Annotated in this window: 17 protein-coding genes; 5 read left to right on the top strand and 12 right to left on the bottom strand. The window is 70.6% G+C overall.

The features are described from left to right. Positions 1-62: 62 nt before the first annotated feature. A complete protein-coding gene (locus BFF78_RS14030; RefSeq protein WP_069778648.1) occupies positions 63-1,295 on the bottom strand; it encodes an acetate kinase in 1,233 nt (410 codons plus the stop codon). A 9-nt stretch (positions 1,296-1,304) separates the two neighbouring features. Then, complete coding sequence (gene pta, locus BFF78_RS14025) at positions 1,305-3,380, bottom strand: phosphate acetyltransferase (protein ID WP_069778647.1); 2,076 nt, start codon at positions 3,378-3,380, stop codon at positions 1,305-1,307. Positions 3,381-3,587: 207 nt separating this feature from the next. On the opposite strand from pta, the gene BFF78_RS14020 reads away from it, so the two are divergent. Further along, positions 3,588-4,613 carry an ATP-dependent 6-phosphofructokinase gene (locus BFF78_RS14020; protein WP_069778646.1) on the top strand — a complete coding sequence of 342 codons (1,026 nt, stop codon included), beginning with the start codon at positions 3,588-3,590 and terminating at the stop codon, positions 4,611-4,613. Here the strand turns inward: BFF78_RS14020 and BFF78_RS14015 are convergent. The 6 genes from BFF78_RS14015 to BFF78_RS13990 all read right to left on the bottom strand — a co-directional run bounded on the left by BFF78_RS14015 (position 4,610) and on the right by BFF78_RS13990 (position 10,989). Continuing rightward, the gene (locus tag BFF78_RS14015) at positions 4,610-5,299 is read right to left on the bottom strand and encodes an XRE family transcriptional regulator (protein WP_227025830.1); all 690 of its coding nucleotides are present in this window, start codon (positions 5,297-5,299) and stop codon (positions 4,610-4,612) included. The two genes, BFF78_RS14020 and BFF78_RS14015, sit on opposite strands and share 4 nt — an antisense overlap. Before the next feature lie 169 nt (positions 5,300-5,468). After that, complete coding sequence (locus BFF78_RS14010; RefSeq protein ID WP_069778645.1) at positions 5,469-6,296, bottom strand: carbohydrate ABC transporter permease; 828 nt, start codon at positions 6,294-6,296, stop codon at positions 5,469-5,471. Continuing rightward, a complete protein-coding gene (locus BFF78_RS14005) occupies positions 6,296-7,159 on the bottom strand; it encodes a carbohydrate ABC transporter permease (protein WP_069778644.1) in 864 nt (287 codons plus the stop codon). The genes BFF78_RS14010 and BFF78_RS14005 overlap by 1 nt, the downstream gene beginning before the upstream one ends. After that, positions 7,156-8,517, bottom strand: coding sequence for an extracellular solute-binding protein (locus tag BFF78_RS14000; protein ID WP_069778643.1), 1,362 nt, complete (start codon positions 8,515-8,517; stop codon positions 7,156-7,158). The genes BFF78_RS14005 and BFF78_RS14000 overlap by 4 nt, the downstream gene beginning before the upstream one ends. A 121-nt stretch (positions 8,518-8,638) precedes the next feature. Continuing rightward, a complete protein-coding gene (locus tag BFF78_RS13995) occupies positions 8,639-9,349 on the bottom strand; it encodes a response regulator (protein WP_069778642.1) in 711 nt (236 codons plus the stop codon). Then, positions 9,346-10,989: a sensor histidine kinase gene (locus BFF78_RS13990; RefSeq protein WP_069778641.1), complete on the bottom strand. Its 1,644-nt coding sequence runs from the start codon at positions 10,987-10,989 to the stop codon at positions 9,346-9,348. Before BFF78_RS13990 ends, BFF78_RS13995 begins: the two co-directional genes overlap by 4 nt. A gap of 121 nt (positions 10,990-11,110) precedes the next feature. Between BFF78_RS13990 and BFF78_RS13985 the strand changes: the two genes are divergently transcribed. Then, on the top strand, positions 11,111-12,520 hold the full coding sequence (locus BFF78_RS13985; RefSeq protein ID WP_069783559.1) for a cation:dicarboxylate symporter family transporter: 1,410 nt from the start codon (positions 11,111-11,113) through the stop codon (positions 12,518-12,520). A gap of 105 nt (positions 12,521-12,625) precedes the next feature. Here the strand turns inward: BFF78_RS13985 and BFF78_RS13980 are convergent, their stop codons facing one another. Beyond that, a complete protein-coding gene (locus tag BFF78_RS13980; RefSeq protein ID WP_069778640.1) occupies positions 12,626-13,249 on the bottom strand; it encodes a TetR/AcrR family transcriptional regulator in 624 nt (207 codons plus the stop codon). Between the two features lie 136 nt (positions 13,250-13,385). On the opposite strand from BFF78_RS13980, the gene BFF78_RS13975 reads away from it, so the two are divergent. The 3 genes from BFF78_RS13975 (at position 13,386) to BFF78_RS13965 (ending at position 18,367) form a co-directional block, all read left to right on the top strand. Next, complete coding sequence (locus BFF78_RS13975; protein WP_069778639.1) at positions 13,386-15,068, top strand: MFS transporter; 1,683 nt, start codon at positions 13,386-13,388, stop codon at positions 15,066-15,068. 108 nt (positions 15,069-15,176) lie between these two features. Next, the gene (locus tag BFF78_RS13970; RefSeq protein ID WP_069778638.1) at positions 15,177-15,941 is read left to right on the top strand and encodes a DUF2127 domain-containing protein; all 765 of its coding nucleotides are present in this window, start codon (positions 15,177-15,179) and stop codon (positions 15,939-15,941) included. 185 nt (positions 15,942-16,126) lie between these two features. Beyond that, positions 16,127-18,367: a HelD family protein gene (locus tag BFF78_RS13965; protein ID WP_193433457.1), complete on the top strand. Its 2,241-nt coding sequence runs from the start codon at positions 16,127-16,129 to the stop codon at positions 18,365-18,367. On the opposite strand, the gene BFF78_RS13960 is transcribed toward BFF78_RS13965, so the two are convergent. The 3 genes from BFF78_RS13960 to BFF78_RS13950 form a co-directional block, all read right to left on the bottom strand. Further along, positions 18,354-18,704: a hypothetical protein gene (locus tag BFF78_RS13960; RefSeq protein WP_335755326.1), complete on the bottom strand. Its 351-nt coding sequence runs from the start codon at positions 18,702-18,704 to the stop codon at positions 18,354-18,356. The two genes, BFF78_RS13965 and BFF78_RS13960, sit on opposite strands and share 14 nt — an antisense overlap. 292 nt (positions 18,705-18,996) lie before the next feature. Further along, positions 18,997-21,219 carry a 1,4-alpha-glucan branching enzyme gene (glgB, locus tag BFF78_RS13955; RefSeq protein WP_069778637.1) on the bottom strand — a complete coding sequence of 741 codons (2,223 nt, stop codon included), beginning with the start codon at positions 21,217-21,219 and terminating at the stop codon, positions 18,997-18,999. Positions 21,220-21,237: 18 nt separating this feature from the next. Continuing rightward, positions 21,238-22,599 (bottom strand): maltokinase N-terminal cap-like domain-containing protein, encoded by a 1,362-nt coding sequence (locus tag BFF78_RS13950; RefSeq protein ID WP_079161302.1) that lies wholly within the window; start codon positions 22,597-22,599, stop codon positions 21,238-21,240. Positions 22,600-22,663 lie beyond the last annotated feature (64 nt).

The following is a 22,663-nucleotide window of genomic DNA, read 5'->3' as shown; positions in this document are numbered from 1 at the left end:
TCGCAACGGAATATTCCGTCTGGCGGAAGATACAAATGAGTGCCACACCGCTCAGGTGCTATTCAGTTGTTCTTTCCGACCAGTGCGTAGGTCTGCGTCGCGATCTCCAGTTCTTCATCCGTCGGCACCACGGCGACGGCGACACGCGCATCCTTCGGAGAGATCAGCCTGGCCTCGTCCGCTCGCACCGCGTTCAGCTCCGGGTCGACCGCCGGGCCCAGCCCCTCCAGGCCCGCGATCGCGGCCTCGCGCACCGGCGCCGCGTTCTCGCCGACCCCGGCCGTGAACGCCACCGCGTCCACCGTCCCGAGGACGGCGTAATAGGCGCCGATGTACTTCTTGAGCCGGTGAATGTAAATGTCGAACGCGAGAGCGGCCTCTTCGTCACCCTCGTCGATCCGGCGGCGGATCTCCCGCATGTCGTTGTCCCCGCACAGACCGAACAGGCCGCTCCTCTTGTTGAGAAGAGTGTCGATCTCGTCCATGGACATATCCCCAACCCGGGCCAAATGGAAGATGACGGCCGGATCCAGATCCCCGGAGCGCGTACCCATCACCAGCCCCTCCAAAGGCGTGAGTCCCATGGAGGTGTCCACGCACCGGCCCCGCTCCACCGCGGACGCCGAGGCGCCGTTGCCCAGGTGCAGCACGATCACGTTGACCTCGGACGGGTCCTTGCCCAGCAGCCGCGCGGTCTCCCGCGAGACGTAGGCGTGCGAGGTGCCGTGGAAGCCGTAGCGGCGGATGCGGTGGCGGTCGGCGATCTTCGGGTCGAGCGCGTAGCGCGCCGCGGACTCCGGCATCGTGGTGTGGAACGCGGTGTCGAAGACGGCGACCTGGGGCAGGTCGGGGCGCAGCGCCATGGCGGTGCGGATACCGGTCAGGTTGGCCGGGTTGTGCAGCGGGGCGACCGGGATCAGCCGCTCGATCTCGGCGAGCACCTGGTCGTCGATGACGGTCGGCTCGGTGAAGAACATCCCGCCGTGCACCACCCGGTGCCCGATCGCGGCCAGTTCCGGCGAGTCCAGGCCGAGGCCGTCCCGGCTCAGCTCCTCGGCGACCGCCTTGAGGGCGGCGTCGTGGTCGGCGATCGGCCCGGTGCGCTCGCGGGTGTCGCCGGAGGCGAGGCAGGAGTGCTTGAGCCGGGAGGTCTGCTCGCCGATGCGCTCCACCAGGCCGACGGCGAGCCGGCTTTCGTCACGCATGTCGAGGAGCTGGTACTTCACCGACGAGGAGCCGGAGTTGAGGACGAGGACGCGGCGCGCCGCGAGATGTTCTGTCACGGTGTTGGTCATGTTCTCTGCTCAGTTGGCGGGCGTCTGGGCCTGGATCGCCGTGATGGCGACGGTGCTGACGATGTCCTGGACGAGCGCGCCCCGGGACAGGTCGTTGACCGGCTTGCGTAGACCCTGCAGGACCGGTCCGACCGCGATCGCGCCGGCCGAGCGCTGCACGGCCTTGTAGGTGTTGTTGCCCGTATTGAGGTCCGGGAAGATCAGAACCGTTGCCTGCCCGGCGACATCGGACTCCGGCAGCTTGGTCGCGGCGATGGACGGCTCCACGGCCGCGTCGTACTGGATCGGCCCCTCGATCTTCAGGTCGGGCCGCCTGCCGCGCGCCAGCTCGGTGGCCTCGCGCACCTTCTCGACATCGGCGCCGAAGCCGGACGTACCGGTGGAGTACGACAGCATCGCGATCCGCGGCTCCACCCCGAACCGGGCGGCCGTGACCGCCGATTGGATGGCGATGTCGGCGAGCTGCTCGGCGTTCGGGTCCGGGTTGACCGCGCAGTCGCCGTAGACCAGCACCTTGTCGGCCAGGCACATGAAGAACACCGACGAGACGATGGACGACTCCGGCTTCGTCTTGATGATCTCGAAGGCGGGCCGGATGGTGGCCGCCGTGGAGTGCACCGAGCCGGACACCATGCCGTCGGCCAGGCCCTCCTCGACCATCAGGGTGCCGAAGTAGTTCACGTCGGAGACGACGTCGTAGGCCAGCTCGACCGTGACGCCCTTGTGGGCGCGCAGGCCGGCGTACTTCTCGGCGAAGGAGTCGCGCAGTTCGGAGGTGGCCGGGTCGATCAGCCGGCAGTCGCCGAGATCGATGCCCAGGTCGGCGGCCTTCTTGCGGATCTGGTCCTCGGGCCCGAGCAGGGTCAGGTCGCACACGCCCCGGCGCAGCAGCACCTCGGCCGCGTGCAGCACCCGCTCCTCGGTGCCCTCGGGGAGGACGACCCGGCGCTTGTCGGAGCGCGCCTGCTCCAGCAGCTTGTGCTCGAACATCATCGGGGTGACCCGGTCGCTGCTCGGCGCCGAGACCCGGCGGGCCAGGTCGGCGGTGTCGGCGTACCGCTCGAACAGGCCGAGCGCCCGCTCCGCCTTGCGCGGGGTGGCCGCGTTCAGCTTGCCCTCCAGGGAGAACAGCTGCTCGGCGGTGGGGAAGCTGTTGCCGGTCACGGAGAGCACCGGGGTGCCCGGGGCGAGGCGGGCGGCGAGGGTGAGGATCTCCTGGCTCGGCACCTCGTTCAGGGTGAGCAGGACGCCGGCTATCGGCGGGGTGCCGGCGCTGTGCGCGGCCAGCGAGCCGACGACCAGATCGGCGCGGTCGCCCGGGGTGACGACCAGGCAGCCCGGGGTCAGGGCGCCGAGGAGGTTGGGCAGCATGGCGCCGCCGAAGACGAAGTCCAGCGCGTCCCGGGCGAGGCCGGAGTCGTCGCCGAGCAGCACCTTGGCGTCGAGGGCGTGGGCGATCTGGGAGACGGTCGGCGCGGACAGCGCGGGCTCGTCGGGAACGACGTAGCAGGGCACCGGCAGCCGGGTGGTGAGCCGCTCGGCGATCTCGTCGCGGTCCTCGCGGGCCACCCGGTTGGTGACCATGGCGAGCACGTCGCAGCCGAGGCCGTCGTAGGCGCGGTAGGCGTTGCGGGTCTCGGCGAGCACCGACTCGGTGGTCTGCTTGCGGCCGCCGACCACCGGGATCACGGAGGCGCCGAACTCGTTGGCGAGCCGGGCGTTCAGGGAGAGCTCGTCCGGCAGCTGGGTGTCGGCGAAGTCGGTGCCGAGGACGAGGACGACGTCGTAGTCGCGTGCCACCAGGTGGAAGCGGTCGACCAGCGCCGAGACCAGTTCGTCGGTGCCCTGCTCGGCCTGGAGTGCGGACGCCTCGTGGTAGTCCATGCCGTAGACGGTCGCCGGGTCCTGCGAGAGGCGGTACCGCGTCCGCAGCAGCTCGAACAGCCGGTCGGGACCGTCGTGCACGAGCGGACGGAAGACGCCCACCCGGTCGACCTGCCGGGTCAGCAGTTCCATGACTCCCAGCTCCACGACCTGACGGCCGTCACCGCGGTCGATCCCGGTCACGTACACGCTGCGCGTCACGCGTCCACTCCGTTCCTCATACTCATATGTTCTGAATGTCGCGTATTCGGCATAAAAATCGCTCACCGAGGTGAGCAGTTCCCTCTTGACAATACCCCTGCTGCCGGATAAGGCGCCCGTCAAGTGGCTCACCGCCCCGGTGGACGTGGAACAATCGACACTGGCTCACCGGCACCGGCACCGACAGCGAGCAGGAGACACAGCACGATGCGCATCGGAGTTCTCACCGCAGGCGGCGACTGCCCCGGCCTGAACGCCGTGATCCGTTCGGTCGTGCACCGCGCGGTTGCGCACTACGGCGACGAGGTCATCGGCTTCGAGGACGGCTACCGGGGCCTGCTCGACCGTCACTACCGCGCCCTCGACCTGGACGCGGTCAGCGGCATCCTGGCCCGCGGCGGCACCGTCCTCGGCTCCTCCCGGCTGGAGCGCGACCGGCTGCGCGAGGCCTGCGACGGGGCTGCCGACATGGTCGAGGAGTTCGGCATCGACGCGCTGATCCCGATCGGCGGCGAGGGCACCCTGACCGCGGCCCGCATGCTCTCCGACGCGGGCCTCCCGGTCGTCGGCGTCCCCAAGACCATCGACAACGACATCTCCTCCACGGACCGCACCTTCGGCTTCGACACCGCCGTCGGTGTCGCCACCGAGGCCATGGACCGCCTGAAGACCACCGCCGAGTCCCACCAGCGGGTGATGGTCGTCGAGGTCATGGGCCGGCACGCCGGCTGGATCGCCCTGGAGTCCGGCATGGCCGCCGGCGCCCACGGCATCTGCCTGCCCGAGCGGCCCTTCGACCCCGCGCACCTGGTCAAGATGGTCGAGGAGCGCTTCGCCCGCGGCAAGAAGTTCGCCGTCATCTGCGTCGCCGAGGGCGCCCACCCCGTCGAGGGCACCATGGACTACGGCAAGGGCGAGATCGACCAGTACGGCCACGAGCGCTTCCAGGGCATCGGTACGGCGCTCGCGTACGAGCTGGAGCGGATCCTCGGCAAGGAGGCCAAGCCGGTCATCCTCGGCCATGTCCAGCGCGGCGGCGTCCCCACGGCCTACGACCGCGTCCTCGCCACCCGCTTCGGCTGGCACGCCGTCGAGGCCGCGCACCGCGGCGAGTTCGGCAAGATGACCGCGCTGCGCGGTACCGACATCCGGATGGTGCCGCTCGCCGAGGCGGTCACGGAGCTGAAGACGGTCCCGAAGGACCGGATGGACGAGGCCGAGTCGGTCTTCTAGGCCGTCCTGTCCTCCACGCCCTTCCAGAAGTTCTCCACGATCCGGTCGAGGAACTCCCGGCCGGGTTCGCTGGCGCTCCTGCTGCCGCCGCCCCAGCTGAGGGTGGCGGCCATGTGGCCCTGGTAGTCCTCGTGCAGTTTCTGCAGCACGTCTTCCAGCACGGCCCGGCCCACGGGCGCCAGCTTCGTCACCGGACGCACATAGGCCTGCCAGCGGGTGGTCACCGCGCTGTGCAGCAGCTCGGCGAGCTTCGTCTCGCGGCCGGTGACGGCGACGAAGTCGGGCAGGGCCAGATCCAGCGCCTGGGCGAGCGCCGCCGACTGGCGCTCGTTGCCCCGCCACTGCCCGCTCTCCTCCATGCGCAGGTAGACGCGCAGATCCATGTCCACGGCACGGGCGAGGTCCTCGGGCGCCATGGCGCGGGCGATGCGGTGCTCGCGCAGGGTCTGCGGCCGGCCGAGGAGTTCGCCGGGGGAACACCACAGCACGCCCGCCAGTGCGGTGAGTTCCGGGTGGCCGGGAACGACGGAGCCGCGTTCCCAGGCGATCACCAGATCGGGTGTGACGTAGGGCAGCCCGTACGAGGCCCGCATGCCATAGGCGACGTGCTCGGGTCTCATGCCGAGCGCGGCGCGCAGCCGGCGGGCCGCCGGGGCGTTGAAGGGGGGAGCTGGGGGTTGGCGCACCCAGCACAAGCTAGAGGTGCTGTGACGGCATGGCTACGGTCGGTTCGGACAGGATCACGGATTGTCGGAACGCACAGTTCCGGCCGTTCGGTATGTAACGGACGGAAGACCCTTTCGGTGCACCCCTTGACCACCTGTCCCGTTCACCCCTTGTCCCTGCCTCTCCCCTTCATCCTTTGACCGCCCCGCCCAGCGCGAAGCCGCCGCCCAGCCTGCGGGCCACCAGGACGTAGAGCAGGATCACGGGCGTGGAGTAGATGACGGAGAACGCGGCGAGCTGGCCGTAGGCCACGGTGCCCCGGTTGCCGAAGAAGTCGTTGATGCTCACCGAGGCCGGCATCTGGTCCGGGGTGAGCAGCAGCATGAACGGGACGAAGAAGTTCCCCCACATCATCACGAACGAGAACACCGTGACGACGGCGAGCCCCGGCCCCATCAGCGGCAGCACGATCCGCACCAGGGACTGCAGTGAGGACGCCCCGTCCGTCCAGGCCGCCTCCTCCAGCTCCTTCGGCACCCCGTCCATGAAGTTCTTCATCAGCCAGATGGCGAAGGGGAGCTGGGAGGCGGCGAAGAAGAGGATCGTGCCCTGGAGGGCGTCGATCAGGTTCACCCGTACGAACAGCGCGTACACCGGCACCATGATCGCGGTGATGGGCAGGCTCGTCGCGAACAGGATCGTCAGCAGGAACGGGCGGTTCAGGCGCGAGCGGAACCGGGAGAGCGGATACGCGGCGAGCGCGGCGCAGACGACGGTCAGCGCGGTGGCGCCGCCGCACAGGATCAGGCTGTTGAGCAGCGGGGTGTAGGTGATGTCCGGGGTCAGGATCGCGTCGAAGTTGTCCAGGGTGAGCCCGTCCGGGACCCTGACCCGCAGGCCGGCGTGCGGATCCACCGAGGAGAGCACCACCCAGGCGAGAGGCAGCGCGAAGGCGACGGCCAGCAGCAGGAGCGATACGTCGGCGGCGAACCGCCCAGAGGCGCGGGACCGGGCCATCAGACCTCCGTCCGCAGCAGCCGCAGATACACGACCGAGAACAGGGATCCGACGAGCAGCAGGAGCAGGGCGACCGCGGTGCCGTACCCGATCATGCTGTTCTGGAAGGCCTGTTCGTACATGAACAGCGGCAGCGTCTGGCTCTTGTTGCCCGGGCCGCCCCGGGTCATCACCCAGATCAGCCCGAACACGGACAGCGTCTGCAGGGTGTTGAGCATGAGGTTGGTGCCGATGGACCGGCGGATCATCGGCAGGGTGATGTGCCACATCCGCCGCCAGCCGCCGGCCCCGTCCACCTCGGCCGCCTCGCTGATCTCGCTCGGTATCTCGTCCAGGGCGGCGGAGTAGACGAGCATCGAGAACGCCGTACCGCGCCAGACGTTGGCGAAGGACACCGCGAGGACGGGCAGCGTGAACAGCCAGTTCTCGCGCGGCAGATGAAGAAGGCCGAGGATGGCGTTCAAGGTCCCCTCCCGCCGGAAGAAGGCGTACAGCAGGAACCCGGCGACCACCTCCGGCAGCACCCAGGCGGTGACGACGATCCCGCCGGTGAGTGTGCGCACCGGTTTCGAGGCCCGTTTCATGAGCGCGGCCAGGGCGAGCCCCAGGGTGTTCTGCCCGACGAGCGAGGACAGCACGGTGAACACCAGGGTCAGCCATACGGCGTTCAGGAACGCGTCGTCCTCGAAGGCGTGGCGGAAGTTGGCGAACCCGACGAAGGACGCGTGTGCCTGACCGGTCAACTGCAGGTCGGTGAAGGCGATGTAGACGCAGTAGGCGATCGGCCCGGCGAGGAAGAGCAGGATGAGGACGACGGCGGGAGCCAGGGGGAGTGTCCGGGTGAACCGGCGCCGGAGGTTCACCTCTGGACCACTTGGCCGCCGGTGACGTCCTTGAGCGTCGAGTCGTACGCGCTCGCCGCCTTCTCCACGGACGTGTCGCCGGTCGTGACCCCTTCCATGGCCTCCTGGATGGCGGTCGACACCCTCGGGTACGCCGGGTAGGCGGGCCGGTAGTGCGTGGCGGAGACCAGGTCGGTGAAGAACTTGATGCCGGGCTGGGCGGTGGCGTACGACGGGTCCTTCGCCACGTCCTCGCGTACCGAGATGCCGGAGTTGGCGATGTACCACTTCTTGGCGTTCGCCTCGGTCTGCATCGTCTTGATGAAGTCGAAGGCGAGGTCCGGGTTGCCGGCCTTGGCCGGGACGGCCCAGGTCCAGCCGCCGGACATGCTCACCTTCCCCGGCGCCTGCCCGGCTTGCGTCGGCATGTACGCCAGCCCCATCTGCCGGGACCAGTCGGGCCACGCGTGTCCGCTGCCCGGCAGCCAGTCCTGCGGCAGCCAGGAGCCGTCGAGGTCGATGCCGACCTTGCCCCGCGGAATGAGTTCACCGCGGACGGTGGTGTTGAAGTTGGGGTCGAGGGCGTCGGAGACGTCCGGCCCGAGCTTCTCCTTGTACACGTTCTCCACGAAGCGCAGCGAGTCCTTGAACCCCTGGCTCCCGGCGACCCACTTCTTGCTGCCGCTGTCGTACAGGGGATCCGTCTTTCCGTCGCCGGTGCCGTACAGCAGCATCTCGAAGCCCTGCATGGTGGCGCCCTCGCCGGCGGGTTTGCCGGTGTAGACGTTGAGCGGAGTGACCCCTGGCACCCGCTGCTTGATGGTCCGGGCGGCGGCGAGGATGTCGTCCCAGTTCTTCGGCTGCCAGTGCGGCGGCAGCCCGGCCGCCCGGAAGACACGCTTGTCGAACCACAGACCGCGGGTGTCGGTCCCGTCCGGAACGCCGTACGTCTTCCCGTCCTGCCCCCGGGCCGCCGCCTTCGCGGTGTCGATGAACCGGCTCCAGTCGGGCCAGGTGGCGAGATAGGGGTCGAGCGGCTTCAAATACCCGCTGGTGATGTCGGAGTTGATGAGGAAGGTGTCCTCGTAGACCAGGTCCGGGGCGGTCCTCGGCGACCGCAGCATCTGCTGGAGCTTGGTGTAGTACTCCGAGTCCGGTGCCTTGATCGGCACGAACTGCACTTTCTTTCCAGGGTACTTCTTCTCGAACTCCTTCTTGATCCCGGCGAGATAGGTGTCCATCACCTTGACGGAGTTGTCCGTCGACTGCTTGTAGGACACCTTGAGTGTGTTCGGGCTGCTCGACGAGCCGTTGCCGCAGGCGGTGAGGGTTGCTGCGGCGAGGGTGAGGGCGACGAGGGCGGCGGCGGTGGGGCGCACGGGCACTACCTCCTGCGGGCTCACTTCGTTGTGGCGTGGCGTGGAGATCCCTGCCGTGTGAACGTAAGAGGAGTGGTCTAGTCAGGTCAATGCGTGTGCGCGGGATTGGGCGCTACGGGCTTCACCGCCCCGCTGACGCTCCCCGCACCCACCGGTACACCAACTCCGGCCGCCCCACCTGTCCGTACAGCGGGCTGCGGTCGGCCCGGCCCGCCTCCACGAGGTGTTCCAGGTACCGGCGGGCGGTGATCCGGGAGATGCCGACCTCCTCGGCCAGGCCCGCCGCGGTCAACCCCTCCGGCGCGTCCCGCAGCGCTCCCGTCACCCGCTCCAGCGTCGGCCCGCTCAGCCCCTTCGGCAGTGCGGCGGGCGTCGGGGCGCGCAGCGCCGCGAGCGCGCGGTCGACCTCGTCCTGGCCGCTCGCCTCGCCGACCGCCGCGTGGAACTCGGCGTAGCGCACCAGGCGGTCGCGGAGCGTGGCGAAGGTGAAGGGCTTCAGGACGTACTGGACGACGCCCAGGGAGACGCCCTCGCGGACCACCGCCAGATCGCGGGCCGAGGTCACCGCTATGACGTCGGCGTGGTGGCCGCCCGCGCGCAGCGCGCGGGCGAACTGCAGGCCGTGCACGTCCGGGAGATGGAGGTCGAGGAGCAGCAGGTCCACCGGGGTGCGGTCCAGGACGCGGCGGGCCTCGGCGCCGGTGTGCGCCTTGCCGACCGCGACGAATCCCGGCACCCGGCCGACGTAGAGCACATGGGCGTCGGCGGCGACCGGGTCGTCCTCGACCACCAGGACGCGGATCGGCTGCTGGGCCTGCTGCTCCCGCGTCATCTGCCGTCACCCACCGCTGACCGGAGCGGCAACCGCACCTCGAACACCGCTCCGCCCTCGCCGTCCTCGTCCGACTCCGCCACCGTCAACGTGCCCTCGTGGCGGGTCACCGCCTGCCGGGCCAGGGCCAGCCCGAGGCCTCGCCCGCCCGGCCCGGCCGGCTTCGTCGAGAACCCCCGCTGGAATACCAGGTCGGCATGGGCCGGGTCGACACCGGGGCCCGTGTCGGACACCCGCAGCACCAGTTCGGCGTCCGAGGCGTACGCCGTCACGGTCACCCGCGCCCGCATGCTGCCCTGCGCCGCGTCCACCGCGTTGTCGATCAGGTTGCCCAGGATCGTCACCAGGTCGCGGGCGGGCAGGCTCTGCGGGAGCAGTCCGTCGTCCAGGCGGCTGTCGGGCGACACCACCAGTTCCACGCCCCGCTCGTTCGCCTGTGCCGTCTTGCCCAGCAGGAGCGCGGCGAGCACCGGCTCGCTCACCGCCGCCACCACCTGGTCGGTCAGGGCCTGGGCCAGTTCCAGCTCCGCCGTCGCGAACTCCACGGCCTCCTCGGCCCGGCCCAGCTCGATCAGCGACACCACGGTGTGCAGGCGGTTCGCCGCCTCGTGCGCCTGCGAGCGCAGGGCCTGGGTGAAGCCCCGCTCGGAGTCCAACTCGCCGGTCAGTGACTGGAGTTCGGTGACATCGCGGAGGGTGACGACCGTGCCGCGGCGCTCTCCGCCGGACACCGGCGAGGTGTTCACCACCAGCACCCGGGACGCCGTCAGATGCACCTCGTCCACGCGGGGCTCGGAGGACAGCAGGGCGCCCGTCAGCGGGGCGGGCAGGCCCAGGTCCGCGACCGAGCTGCCGATCACGTCGGCATCGGAGGCACCGGAAGCGCTGCCCACGCCCAGCAGTTCCCGGCCGCCGTCGTTGATCAGCGCCACCCTGTACTGCCCGTCCAGCATCAGCAGGCCCTCGCGGACCGCGTGCAGCGCCGCCTGGTGGTAGTCGTGCATCCGGCTCAGCTCGGTGGCGTTCATGCCGTGGGTGTGGCGGCGCAGCCGGGCGTTGACGACGTACGTGCCGACCGCGCCGAGCAGCAGGGCGACGCCGGCCACCCCGAGCAGGGCCGTGACCTGGTCCTGGACCCGGGCGCTGATCGTCTCCACCTTGATGCCGGCGCTGACCAGGCCGACGATCCGGCCGTCGTCCCTGATCGGGGTCACCGCGCGGACGGAGGGGCCGAGGGTGCCGGTGTAGGTCTCGGTGAAGGTGCGGCCGTGCCGGGCGGGGCCGATGTTGCCCAGGAAGCGTTTGCCGATCTGCTTCCTGTCCGGGTGGGTCCAGCGGATGCCGGACGGGTTCATGATCGTGACGAAGTCGACGTTCGCGTCCCGGATCACCTCGAGGGCGTACGGCTCCAGCCGGGCGGTGGGGTCCGGGGTGCGGATCGCCGCGCGCACCGAGGGGGCGTCCGCGATCGAACGAGCCACCGCCGTGGCCTGGCGGGCGGCAAAGTCCTGGGCCTGCCGCTGGTCGCTGACGTAGGTGAACAGCGCGTACCCGGCCACGACCACCGCTATCAGCACGGCCTGCATGGCGAACAGCTGGCCGGCCAGGCTGCGGGGTCGGGGGAGGCGGGGGACGCGCATGCCAGCAGTGTGCCTCTCCGGTTAAGCGTGAACTAAATGAACGGAAGGGTGACCGCCCTCACAGGGCGGGAGATAGTCACGGACATCCCCCACACCCCCGGACGTGAGCCGCACGCCGGTGATGCCGACGAAGACGTCAAGGAGGGCAGCCGTGGCCGCCAGCACCCCCGATACGGCACCTGCCGTACCCCGCGTGAAGCGGGACCGTACCCATTACCTGTACATCGCCGTCATCGTGGCGGTCGCGCTCGGCATCGCCGTGGGACTCATCTGGCCCGACGCCGCGGTCCAGCTGAAACCGCTCGGTACCGGGTTCGTCAACCTGATCAAGATGATGATCTCGCCGATCATCTTCTGCACGATCGTGCTCGGCATCGGATCCGTACGCAAGGCCGCCAAGGTCGGTGCCGTCGGCGGTATCGCCCTCGGCTACTTCCTGGTGATGTCGCTGGTCGCGCTCGGTATCGGGCTCGTCGTCGGCAATGTGCTGCACCCCGGTGACGGGCTGCACCTGACGAACGCGATGCGGCAGAGCGGCCACGCCCAGGTGTCCACCGAGGCGCTGCCGCCCGTCGCGTTCGTGCTGTCGATCATCCCGACCACGTTCGTCTCCGCCTTCACCGGGGACCAGGTCCTCCAGACGCTGCTGGTGGCCCTGCTCGCCGGGTTCGCACTGCAGGCCATGGGCCCGGTCGGGCAGCCGGTGCTGCGGGGTGTCGAGCACATCCAGCGGCTCGTCTTCCGCATCCTGTCGATGGTCATGTGGGCCGCGCCGATCGGCGCCTTCGGCGCGATCGCGGCCGTCACCGGTTCGGCCGGCCTGGACGCGCTGAAGAGCCTCGCCGTGCTGATGCTCGGGTTCTACGTCACCTGCGCGCTGTTCGTCTTCGTGGTGCTCGGCGCGATGGTGCGCATCGTCGCGGGCCTGAACGTCTTCTCGCTGTTCAAGTACCTGGCGCGGGAGTTCCTGCTGATCCTGTCCACCTCGTCCTCGGAGTCCGCGCTGCCGCGGCTGATCGCGAAGATGGAGCACCTGGGCGTCAGCAAGCCGGTCGTCGGCATCACCGTGCCGACCGGGTACTCCTTCAACCTCGACGGCACGATGATCTACATGACCATGGCGTCGCTGTACATCGCCGACGCCCTGGGTACGCCGATGTCGGTGGGCGAGCAGATTCCGCTGCTGCTGTTCCTGCTGCTGGCGTCCAAGGGCGCGGCGGGCGTCAGCGGGGCCGGCCTCGCCACCCTGGCCGGCGGTCTGCAGTCGCACAAGCCGGCGCTGGTCGACGGGGTCGGGCTGATCGTCGGTATCGACCGGTTCATGAGCGAGGCGCGCGCGCTGACGAACTTCGCGGGCAACGCGGTCGCCACGGTGCTGGTCGGCACGTGGACGAAGGAGATCGACAAGGTCCGGGTGCGGCAGGTGCTCGCGGGTGAGCTGCCGTTCGACGAGACCACGCTGATGGACGAGCACCAGGGGACGGTCACCGGGGTTCCCGAGCCCCGGGAAGAGGAGCTGGCCAAGGCCTGACCCACCCGAGTCTCCGGATGTCCGGCCCCGCCTGAACCGGGGCCGGGCGTCCGGGAACCACCGCCGGGCGGCCGAGTCTCCCCCGTACCTCGGCCGCCCGGCTTGCTATGTCTCCTCACGCACCTTGGCCACCAGCGCGGTGGCCGTCGAGGCGGGTACGCCCGCCGCGGTCAGCACCGTGACCGTGGCCGAGCGGCCCGCATCCTCGGCCGTCAGCAGGCCGTCGTTCACCGCCTCCATCACCGCGAACAGCACCTGCTCGTGCACGTACGCCAGCGCCGGCGCCGGCAGGGGGGAGCTGAATGCGCCCGCGTCGAGGCCCTGTTGCAGCAGCCGGACCTTGCTTGCGCGCAGCGGGGCGAGGCGTTCGCGGATGCCCTGGACGGTGACCGTGCGCTGGGCGAGGGCGAGCAGCAGCCGGTAGCGGTCGGCGGTCGCCCAGATCGCGAGCACCGAGCGGGCCACCGCCTCCGCCGGGTCCTCGACCCCGGTGCGGACCTCGGCGTCCGCGTCCGTCAGCGCCTGCACCGCCTCGTCCACGAGCGTGCCGATCAGCGCCTCACGGCTGGGGAAGTGGCCGTACACCGTCCGTCGTACGACTCCCGCGGCGCGCGCGATCTGGTCCATGGAGGCGTCGGGGTCGCGCAGCAGTTCGGCGAGGGCGACGTCGAGGATGCGGCGCCGGTTGGTGTCGGCGCGGCTGGTGTTACCCGTGGTCATGGCGGTCATTCTGCCTTCCCCTTCCGACTTGCACAGCACTGTGCAATGGGCGTACATTGCACATCGTTGTGCAATTGCACGCTGCTGTGCAAGTCTGCGCAGTGCAGCCCGTCCCGTCGCACACCTGAGGAAGGCGACCCCTGCCATGCGACTCGTCATGACCGAACCGGTCGAGAAGATGGAGCGCCCGTACGCCCGGCGCTGGTGGGCACTGCTCGTGCTCTGCCTGAGCCTGCTGATCATCGTGATGGCGAACACCGCGCTGACGGTCGCCGCGCCCGACATGACCCGGGACCTCGGCCTGTCCAGCGCCGACCTGCAGTGGGTGATCGACGGCTACACCGTCCCCTACGCGGCGCTGATGCTGCTGCTCGGCGCGATCGGCGACAAGTACAGCCGGCGCGGCGCACTCGTCCTCGGCCTTGTCGTCTTCGGCGGCGGCGCCGTCTTCGGCTACCTCGCCGGCAGCGCGGCGACCGTCATCGCCGCCCGCGCCGTCATGGGCGTCGGCGCGGCGCTGATCATGCCTGCCACCCTCTCCCTGCTCGCCGCGACCTTCCCGCGGGGCGAGCGGGCCAAGGCGATCACCCTGTGGACGGCGACCGCCGGCCTCGCCATCGCCGCCGGACCGGTCGTCGCGGGCGCCCTGCTGCGCGACCACGGCTGGTCCTCGACCTTCCTGATCAACGTGCCCATCGCGGCCGTCGCGATCGTCGCCGCACTGGTCCTGATCCCGCCCTCCAAGGCCGGGCACCACGACCGCATCGACTACGTCGGCGGACTGCTGTCGGTGATCTGGACCGGCTCGCTGGTCTACATGATCATCGAGGGCCCGCACTTCGGCTGGGGCGTCAAGGCCGTCACGGCAGCGGTCGTCGCGGGCGCCGGCCTGGTCGCCTTCGTCCTCTGGGAACTGCGCCACCCGCGCCCGATCCTGGACGTGCGCCGCTTCGCGCACCGCCGGTTCGCGGGTTCCAACCTCGCCGTCGCCCTCTTCTTCCTCGCCGTCTTCGGCGCCTTCTACTACCTCACCCAGCACCTGCAGTTCGTCCTCGGCTACGACGCCCTGCAGACCGGCGTACGGATGCTGCCGCTGGCCGGCGCGGTCTTCGTCGGCTCGGCGCTGACCGGCGTGCTCACCCCGCGCGTCGGCATGAAGTGGACGGTCGGCGCGGGCATGGTCGGCGGTACGACGGCCCTCGCGCTGCTGACCCGGGTCGACGCGGGCTCGACGTACACCGACTTCCTGGCCCCCCTGATCATCCTGGGTCTCGCCATCGGCCTCGCCCTCTCGCCCTGCACCGACGCGATCATGGGCGCCTTCCCGGAGTCCGAGCTGGGCGTCGGTGGCGCCGTCAACGACACCTCGCTGGAACTGGGCGGCTCGCTCGGCATCGCGATCCTCGGCTCGCTGCTCGCCACGTCGTACGGCAACCACCTGAGGGACGCCACGGCGGGCAGCAAGCTCCCGGCGAGCGCCCTGGACAGTGCGCAGGACTCGGTCGGCGCCGGATACGCGGTCGCCCAGGGCATCGGCGACAAGGCGCACGCACTGGCCGCGCAGGCGGCACACGCCACGAACCCGCAGCAGGCCGCACAGTTCAAGCAGCAGGCCGCCGGACTCGCCGCCGGCGCCCGGCAGATGGCGGACGCGGTCGGCTCCTCCTTCTCCTCCGCCGTCGCCCACACCAGCCTGGTCGGCGCGGTGATCCTCGGCGTCGGTACCGTCCTTGTGGCGGTCCTGCTGCCGCGCCGTGAAAAGTCCGCTCCAGAAGTGAAGACCGAGGAGAGCGAGGCGAAGGAACTGGCGCACAGCGCGGCCGATTGAGCACTCTTCCGCGCCGTCCACTAACGTGCCGATCCGGATCAACCGGAACGGCACGTTCGTGCGTGGCGTCAGTACGTGTGTGAGTACAGGAAGATGGAGGCACGGGGGATGAAGATCGACTGGGACCGGCGGACCTGCGCGCGCAAGGGGCATGTGACCTACGCGCCCGACGACCCCCGGCTGCGGCTGCGGCTGCACGCCGAGACCGCGCTCGGTGAGGTCTGGCGCTGCCTGCGCTGCGGCGACTTCGTGCTGGGCGAGCCGCGCGGCTCGGGCCCGGCCGCCGACGCTCCGCTCGTGCCGCGCGGCAAGGTGCTCCGGGACCTGTTCATCCTGCGCTTCCTCGCGATCGAGCGGGCCGTGCGCGGGGTGTTCATCGTGCTGGTCGCGGTCGCCGTGTGGAAGTTCAGCAACAGCCAGGACGCGGTGCGCCGGCTGTTCAACCAGAACCTGGACGTCTTCCGCCCGGTGTTCCGCCACTTCCACTACGACCTCGACCATTCACCGGTCGTCGGCTCCATCCAGAAGGCGTTCGGCTACAAGCACTCCACGCTGGTCCTGGTCGCCGCCCTGCTGCTGGCCTACGCCCTGATCGAACTGGTCGAGGCGGTCGGCCTCTGGTACGCCAAGCGCTGGGCGGAATACCTGACCGTGGTCGCCACGGCCGCCTTCCTCCCCCTGGAGATCTACGAACTCACCGAGAAGGTCAGCTACCTGAAGATCGTCACCCTCGTCCTGAACATCCTCGCGGTCCTCTACATCGCCCTGGCCAAGCGCCTGTTCGGCCTGCGCGGCGGCTGCCGCAAGTTCGAGGAGGAACGGCACAGCGCCTCCCTGATGGAGGTGGAGGAGTCGGCGGGGGTGACCGTGTAAAGCGGGGACGCCCACGAAAAAATCCCCCGAGCAATTGCGCTCGGGGGATTTCTGTGCGTATATTCAGTGGTTCGCGACTTCCATTGAAAATGGGTCGCGAAGAAGTCCAACGAGCACAGTATATCTGGGCGGGAGCAGAATTGTCAAACACGGACTTGCGGAACAGCGAATTTCCAGACGATGAATTGCGCCGCGAGCAGGAATTCATCGACGGACTGTACGCGCGCGTGGACGTGCTGCGCGGCGACGCCGAGTCCTCGGTCGCGGACGCGCTCGCCCAGGGCGACAAGCCCATGCAGGCCCGGCTGGAGCGGGACATCCTGGTCGCCGAGCGCTCCGGGCTGCTCGCCGCGCTGAACGCCGTCGACGGCTCGCTGTGCTTCGGCCGGATCGACCTGGCCGACGGCACCGCCCACCACATCGGCCGGATCGGGCTGCGCGAGGACGACGCCGAGCGCACCCCGGTTCTCATCGACTGGCGGGCCGACGTCGCCCGCCCCTTCTACCTGGCCACCGGGCACACCCCGATGGGCCTGCGCCGCCGCCGGCACCTCACCACCCAGGGCCGGACCGTGACGTCCCTGCACGACGAGATCCTCGACCTCGGCGACGCCACCCGCACCGGGTACGAGGACCACAACGGGGACGCGGTGCTGCTGGCCGCGCTGAACTCGGCGCGCACCGGCCGCATGAGCGACATCGTGCAGACCATCCAGGCCGAGCAGGACGAGATCATCAGGGCGCCGTACCGCGGGGTGCTGGTGGTCGAGGGCGGTCCGGGCACGGGGAAGACGGCGGTCGCGCTGCACCGCGCCGCCTATCTGCTCTACGAGTACCGCGAGCTGCTGGCCCGCCGGGCCGTGCTGATCGTCGGCCCCAACCCGGCCTTCCTCGGCTACATCGGCGAGGTGCTGCCCTCGCTCGGTGAGACCGGGGTGCTGCTGGCCACGGTCGGCGAACTGTTCCCCGGGGTGAAGGCGAGTGCCGCCGACACCCCGCGGGCGGCCGCCGTGAAGGGCCGCGCGGACATGGCCGACGTGCTCGCCGCCGTCGTACGCGACCGGCAGGCCCTGCCGGACCCGGTGATCGCGATCGAGCACGACCGCGAGGTCCTGATGCTCGACGACGGGCTCGTGGGTGTCGCCCGCGAGCGCGCCCGCGCCGCCAAACTGCCGCACAACGCCGCCCGCGAGCACTTCGAGGGGTACATCCTCAACACCCTCACCGAGCTGTACGCCGAACGCGTGGGCACCGACCCGTACGACGGCAGCAGCCTGCTCGACGCCTCCGACATCACCCAGATCCGCGACGAACTCGCCGAGAACCCCGAGGTGTGGTCCGCGATCGACCAGCTGTGGCCGCGGATCACCCCGCAGCGGCTCGTCGCCGACTTCCTCGCCGAACCCGACGGCTATGTGAGCGACGAGGACGCGGCGGCGATCCGGCGCCCGGTGACCCGCGCCTGGACCGTCGCCGACGTCCCCCTCCTCGACGAGGCCGCCGAACTCCTCGGCGAGGACGACCGGTCGGCCAGGGCGCGCGCCGAGCGCGAGCGCGAGACACAGGTCGCCTACGCGCAGGGCGTGCTGGACGTGTCGTACGCCTCCCGGACCTACGAGTTCGAGGACAAGGAGGACAGTGACCCGGACTCCTCCGAGGTGCTGTCCGCCCACGACATCATCGACGCCGAGCGGTTCGCCGAGCGGCACGAGGAGGCGGACCACCGCAGCGCGGCCGAGCGGGCGGCGGCCGACCGCACCTGGGCGTTCGGGCACATCATCGTCGACGAGGCGCAGGAGCTGTCGCCGATGGCCTGGCGGCTGCTGATGCGGCGCAGCCCGACCCGGTCGATGACCCTGGTCGGCGACCCCGCCCAGACGGCGGAGGCGGCGGGCGTCGGCTCCTGGGCGGACATCCTCGCCCCGTACGTCGAGGACCGCTGGGAGCACACGCGTCTCGGCGTCAACTACCGCACCCCGGCGGAGATCATGGAGCTGGCCGCGGCCGTGGTCCGCGCCGAGCATCCGGACTTCGAGCCGCCGAGCTCGGTCCGTTCGACCGGGGTACGGCCCTGGGTGCGGCAGGCCGGCGGCGACCTGCCGGAGGCGGTGGCCAAGGCGGTCGCCGAGCTGACCCCGGCCGAGGGCCGCCTCGCGGTCATCGCCCCGCGCGAGCTGCACCGCTCGCTGGCCGCCCGGCTGGACGGCGTCACGGCGGGCGCCGAGCCCGACCTGACCCGTACGGTCGTCCTGCTCGACCCCCGCCAGGCCAAGGGCCTCGAATTCGACTCGGTCCTGGTGGTGGAACCGGCTCGCTACGGCACCAGCGACCTGTACGTCGCCCTGACCCGCGCCACCCAGCGGCTCGGGGTGCTGTACACGGACCGGCTGCCGAAGGCGCTGGCCACGGGCGTCACCGGGCCGTAGCGGCCGGTGAGGGGCTGCCCGTCGCCGACGGCGGCGGGTAGCTCGGGTGCAGCGAGGAGGACAGCGGGGCCAGCTTCGCGCACAGCGCGGTCGGGAAGGCCGGTTCCCTGCGCTGTACCTCCGTGCAGCCTCCGGCCGCGCTGGAGAAGAACGGCTCCCAGCCGGAGCGCTTCGCGCGGAAGAAGTACCGGTCGCCCAGGGATGGCGAGCAGCCGGAGCCCTTGCCGTCGCTGCACGCCGCAGGTCCCGTGCGCCAGGAGAAGTCCAGGACCAGCCACTTGCCGTCGCAGTGCTGGTCGTCACGGTAGGAGTGGTCGGGCGCGTCGACCGCGATCATCGCCTGCTCGTAGGAGGCGGTGGTGCAGCCGGTGGCCGGCGGATGGCAGCCGAGGCGCCCGCACAGCCGCAGCGCGGGCGGTGGCCTTCCGCTCCTTGGTGCAGCCCGAACGCCGTTCGAGGGAGGTGGAGCTGAAGGTGAGCTGCACGTGCACGGTGCCCGGCACGCTGCCGTACCGGACGTCGGTGTCCACCGCCTTGAAGTCCCGCAATCTGTACGGTCGCACGTGTCTCAATACCCCCGTGGCGAACCCAAGTTGACCTTGGGTCACGGTAAGGCGCGTGTCGCCCGGTCAGGCCGGCCGGAGCCAGAGGGTGGCCAGCGGCGGCAGGGTCAGCCGGATGCTCGCCGGGCGGCCGTGCCATCCTGTCGGCTCCGGTTTGATGACGTCGGGGTTGGTGACATCGCCGCCGCCGTACCGCGCGGCGTCCGTGTTCAGCGACTCGTGCCAGGCCGGCACGTCCCCGGGGACGCCGAGCCGGTAGTCGTGCCGGACCACCGGCGACAGGTGGGAGACCGCGAGGAGCGGGGTGCCGTCGGCGTCCAGGCGCAGGAAGGCGAAGACGTTGTCGTCCGCCGCGTCCCCGGTGATCCACTGGAAGCCCGCCGGGTCGGTGTCCCGCTGCCACAGGGCCGGGACCGCCCGGTACAGCGCGTTCAGGTCCCGTACGAGATCCCGGACGCCCCGGTGATCGGCCTCGGCGCCGTAGGACGGGTCGAGCAGCCACCAGTCGGGGCCGTGTGCCTCGGACCACTCGGCGCCCTGGGCGAACTCCTGCCCCATGAAGAGGAGTTGCTTGCCGGGGTGGGCCCACATGAAGCCCAGGTAGGCACGGTGGTTCGCGCGCTGCTGCCACCAGTCGCCGGGCATCTTCGACACCAGGGACCGCTTGCCGTGCACGACCTCGTCGTGGGAGATCGGCAGGACGTAGTTCTCGCTGTAGGCGTACACCATCGAGAAGGTCATCTCGTGGTGGTGGTACTTGCGGTGCACCGGCTCATGGCCCATGTACTGGAGCGAGTCGTGCATCCAGCCCATGTTCCACTTCAGGCCGAAGCCGAGCCCGCCGAAGCCGCTCGGGCCCTTGTGGTGGGTGGGGCGGGTGACGCCGTCCCAGGCCGTCGACTCCTCGGCGATGGTCACCACACCCGGGCAGCGCCGGTACACGGTGGCGTTCATCTCCTGCAGGAAGGCCACCGCGTCCAGGTTCTCCCGGCCGCCGTGCTCGTTCGGCGTCCACTGGCCCGGCTCGCGCGAGTAGTCCAGGTAGAGCATGGAGGCCACCGCGTCCACGCGCAGGCCGTCGATGTGGAACTCCTCGCACCAGTACACGGCGTTCGCCACCAGGAAGTTGCGCACCTCCCTGCGGCCGAAGTCGAACTCCAGGGTGCCCCAGTCCGGGTGGGCGGCCCGCAGCGGATCGTGGTGCTCGTACAGCGGGCGCCCGTCGAACTCGGCCAGCGCCCAGTCGTCGCGCGGGAAGTGCGCCGGCACCCAGTCCATCAGCACGCCGATGCCGGCCTGGTGCAGCCGGTCCACCAGGTACCTGAAGTCGTCCGGCGTGCCGAGCCGGGCCGTCGGGGCGTAGAAGCCGGTGACCTGGTAGCCCCAGGAGCCGCCGAAGGGATGCTCGGCGACCGGCATCAGCTCCACGTGCGTGAAGCCCATCTCCCGTACATAAGCCGGGAGTTGATCGGCGAGCTGCCGGTAGGTCAGACCGGGGCGCCAGGAGGGCAGGTGCACCTCGTAGACGGAGAGGGCGGCCTCGTGCACCGGGGTGTCCGCCCGGTGCGCCATCCACTCCGCGTCGGCCCACTCGTGCCGCGGGACGTCCACGATCGACGCGGTCGCGGGCGGCGCCTCGGTACGACGGGCCAGCGGATCGGCGCGCAGGGTGCGCGAGCCGTCCGGGCGGGTGATCTCGAACTTGTACACCTCGCCCGCGCCGGTCCCCGGCACGAACAGCTCCCACACCCCGGACGAGCCCAGCGAGCGCATCGGGAAGCCGGTCCCGTCCCAGAAGTTGAAGCCGCCCGCGATCCGTACGCCCCGCGCGTTGGGCGCCCACACCGCGAACCGGGTGCCGGACACCCCCTGATGGGTGGTGACATGCGCGCCGAGCGCCCGCCACAGCTGCTCGTGCCGGCCCTCGCCGATCAGATGCAGGTCCAGCTCACCGAGGGTGGGCAGGAAGCGGTAGGGGTCCTCGGTGTCCAGGACGTTCCCCTCGTACCCCACCACCAGCCGGTAGTCCGGCACGCCCCCGAGCGGCAGCAACCCCGAGAAGAAGCCGTCGCCGTCGTCGTGCAGCTCGACCCGCAGGTCGTCGGCGACGACCGTGACGGACAGCGCGTACGGCCGCAGTGCCCGGAAGACGACACCTCCGGGCACCGGATGCGCGCCCAGCACCGAGTGCGGGTCGTGGTGGGTGCCGTGCAGCAATCGTTCACGGTCGGCGGCGGGAACGGTGGCCTGCGGGGTGTCCTCCGGGGTGACCGGCTTCTTGGTCGTCACGAACGAGCCTCCTGGTCTTCACGCGGCGAGGCGACGGATCGCCGAGAGCGGTACGGGGAGCCAGTCGGGGCGGTGCCGGGCCTCGTAGACCACCTCGTAGACCGCCTTGTCGGTCTCGAAGGCCCGCAGCAGCACCGCATCGGTGCGCGGATCACGGCCGGCCACCTCCGCGTACCCGGAGCAGTAGGCGGCCCGGCAGACACGCGCCCAGTCCGGCGCGGGCGGGCTCACGGTGTGGGCCGCGTAGTCGAAGGAGCGCAGCATCCCCGCGATGTCCCGCACCGGCGGCTGCGGCAGGCGCCGTTCGGCCGGCGGCCGGGCCGGCTCGCCCTCGAAGTCGATCAGCGACCACGCTCCGGAAGGCGAGCGCAGGCACTGGCCGAGGTGCAGATCGCCGTGGATCCGCTGGGCGGTCCAGGTCTGGCCCTCGACGGCGAGGCCGGCCAGCGCCCGGTAGGCCGAGCGCAGCCCGCCCTCGTACGGCCGCAGGCCGGGCACCGCCTGGACGGCCGCCGCCAGCCGCTCGGTCATCCCGTCGGACAGCGCCTGCAGCTGCACATGGCCGAGGGTGACCGTCGGCAGGGCGCGGGCGAGCGCGGTGTGCACCTCGGCGGTGGCCCGGCCCAGCGCCCGCGCCTCGGCGGCGAAGTCCTCGCCCTTGGCCAGCTCGCGCAAGGCCAGCTCCCAGCCGTCACTGGCACCGCTGACGAAGGGCTGGAGCACCGCCAGAACATACGACTCGGCGTCGATCTCGGCATGCAGCCAGGCGGTCGGCGACGGCACCCGGGGGCAGCCCTCGCGGGCCAGGGCCAGGGGTATCTCCAGGTCCGGGTTGACGCCGGGCACCACCCGACGCAGCAGTTTCAGGATGAACGTATCGCCGTAGACGACCGACGAGTTGGACTGCTCGGCGGTCATCAGCCGGGCCACGAGACCCTCGCGGATCTCCTGGTGCGGATCCCGCTCGAAACGCAGCCCGCCGATGCGGGCCTGGGTGCGCAGGGCCTCCAGGAGCACTTCGGCGGGCCGGGGGTCGTACAGGGCCTCGTACACCGTGCGTCCGGCGAGCGGGCCGTCCGTCACGTGTCCGATCAGCGCGGGCGCCAGCCGGGGCGGCAACGCCTCGCGCACGCCTATGAGGAGCTGGTAGCAGTCGCCCGGGTGCGGCTCGGCGCCCAGCGCGGACGGCTGGTGGACGCGCAGCAGCAGGTGGTACAGGCCCAGCCGGCCGTCCGGGGGCAGCAGTTCGGTGGCGGCCACGGGCGTGAACCCGGTGACCGGGCGCCCCTTGCCGGCGAACCAGCGCTGCCTCGGCAGCCACTCGCGCAACAAGGGGGCAAGAGAGACCAGGAACGAGGGGGTGGTGACCGTTTCCGCCATGGGCGTCACGTCCTTTCCCCGGAGCGTCGGGGGTGATACTGATGCGTGCCCCGGGTGGGACGGG

Source organism: Streptomyces fodineus (assembly GCF_001735805.1).
Taxonomy (GTDB): Bacteria; Actinomycetota; Actinomycetes; order Streptomycetales; family Streptomycetaceae; genus Streptomyces; species Streptomyces fodineus.
Note: the sequence above shows the minus strand (reverse complement) of the source record. Positions and strands in the feature narration are given on the sequence as shown.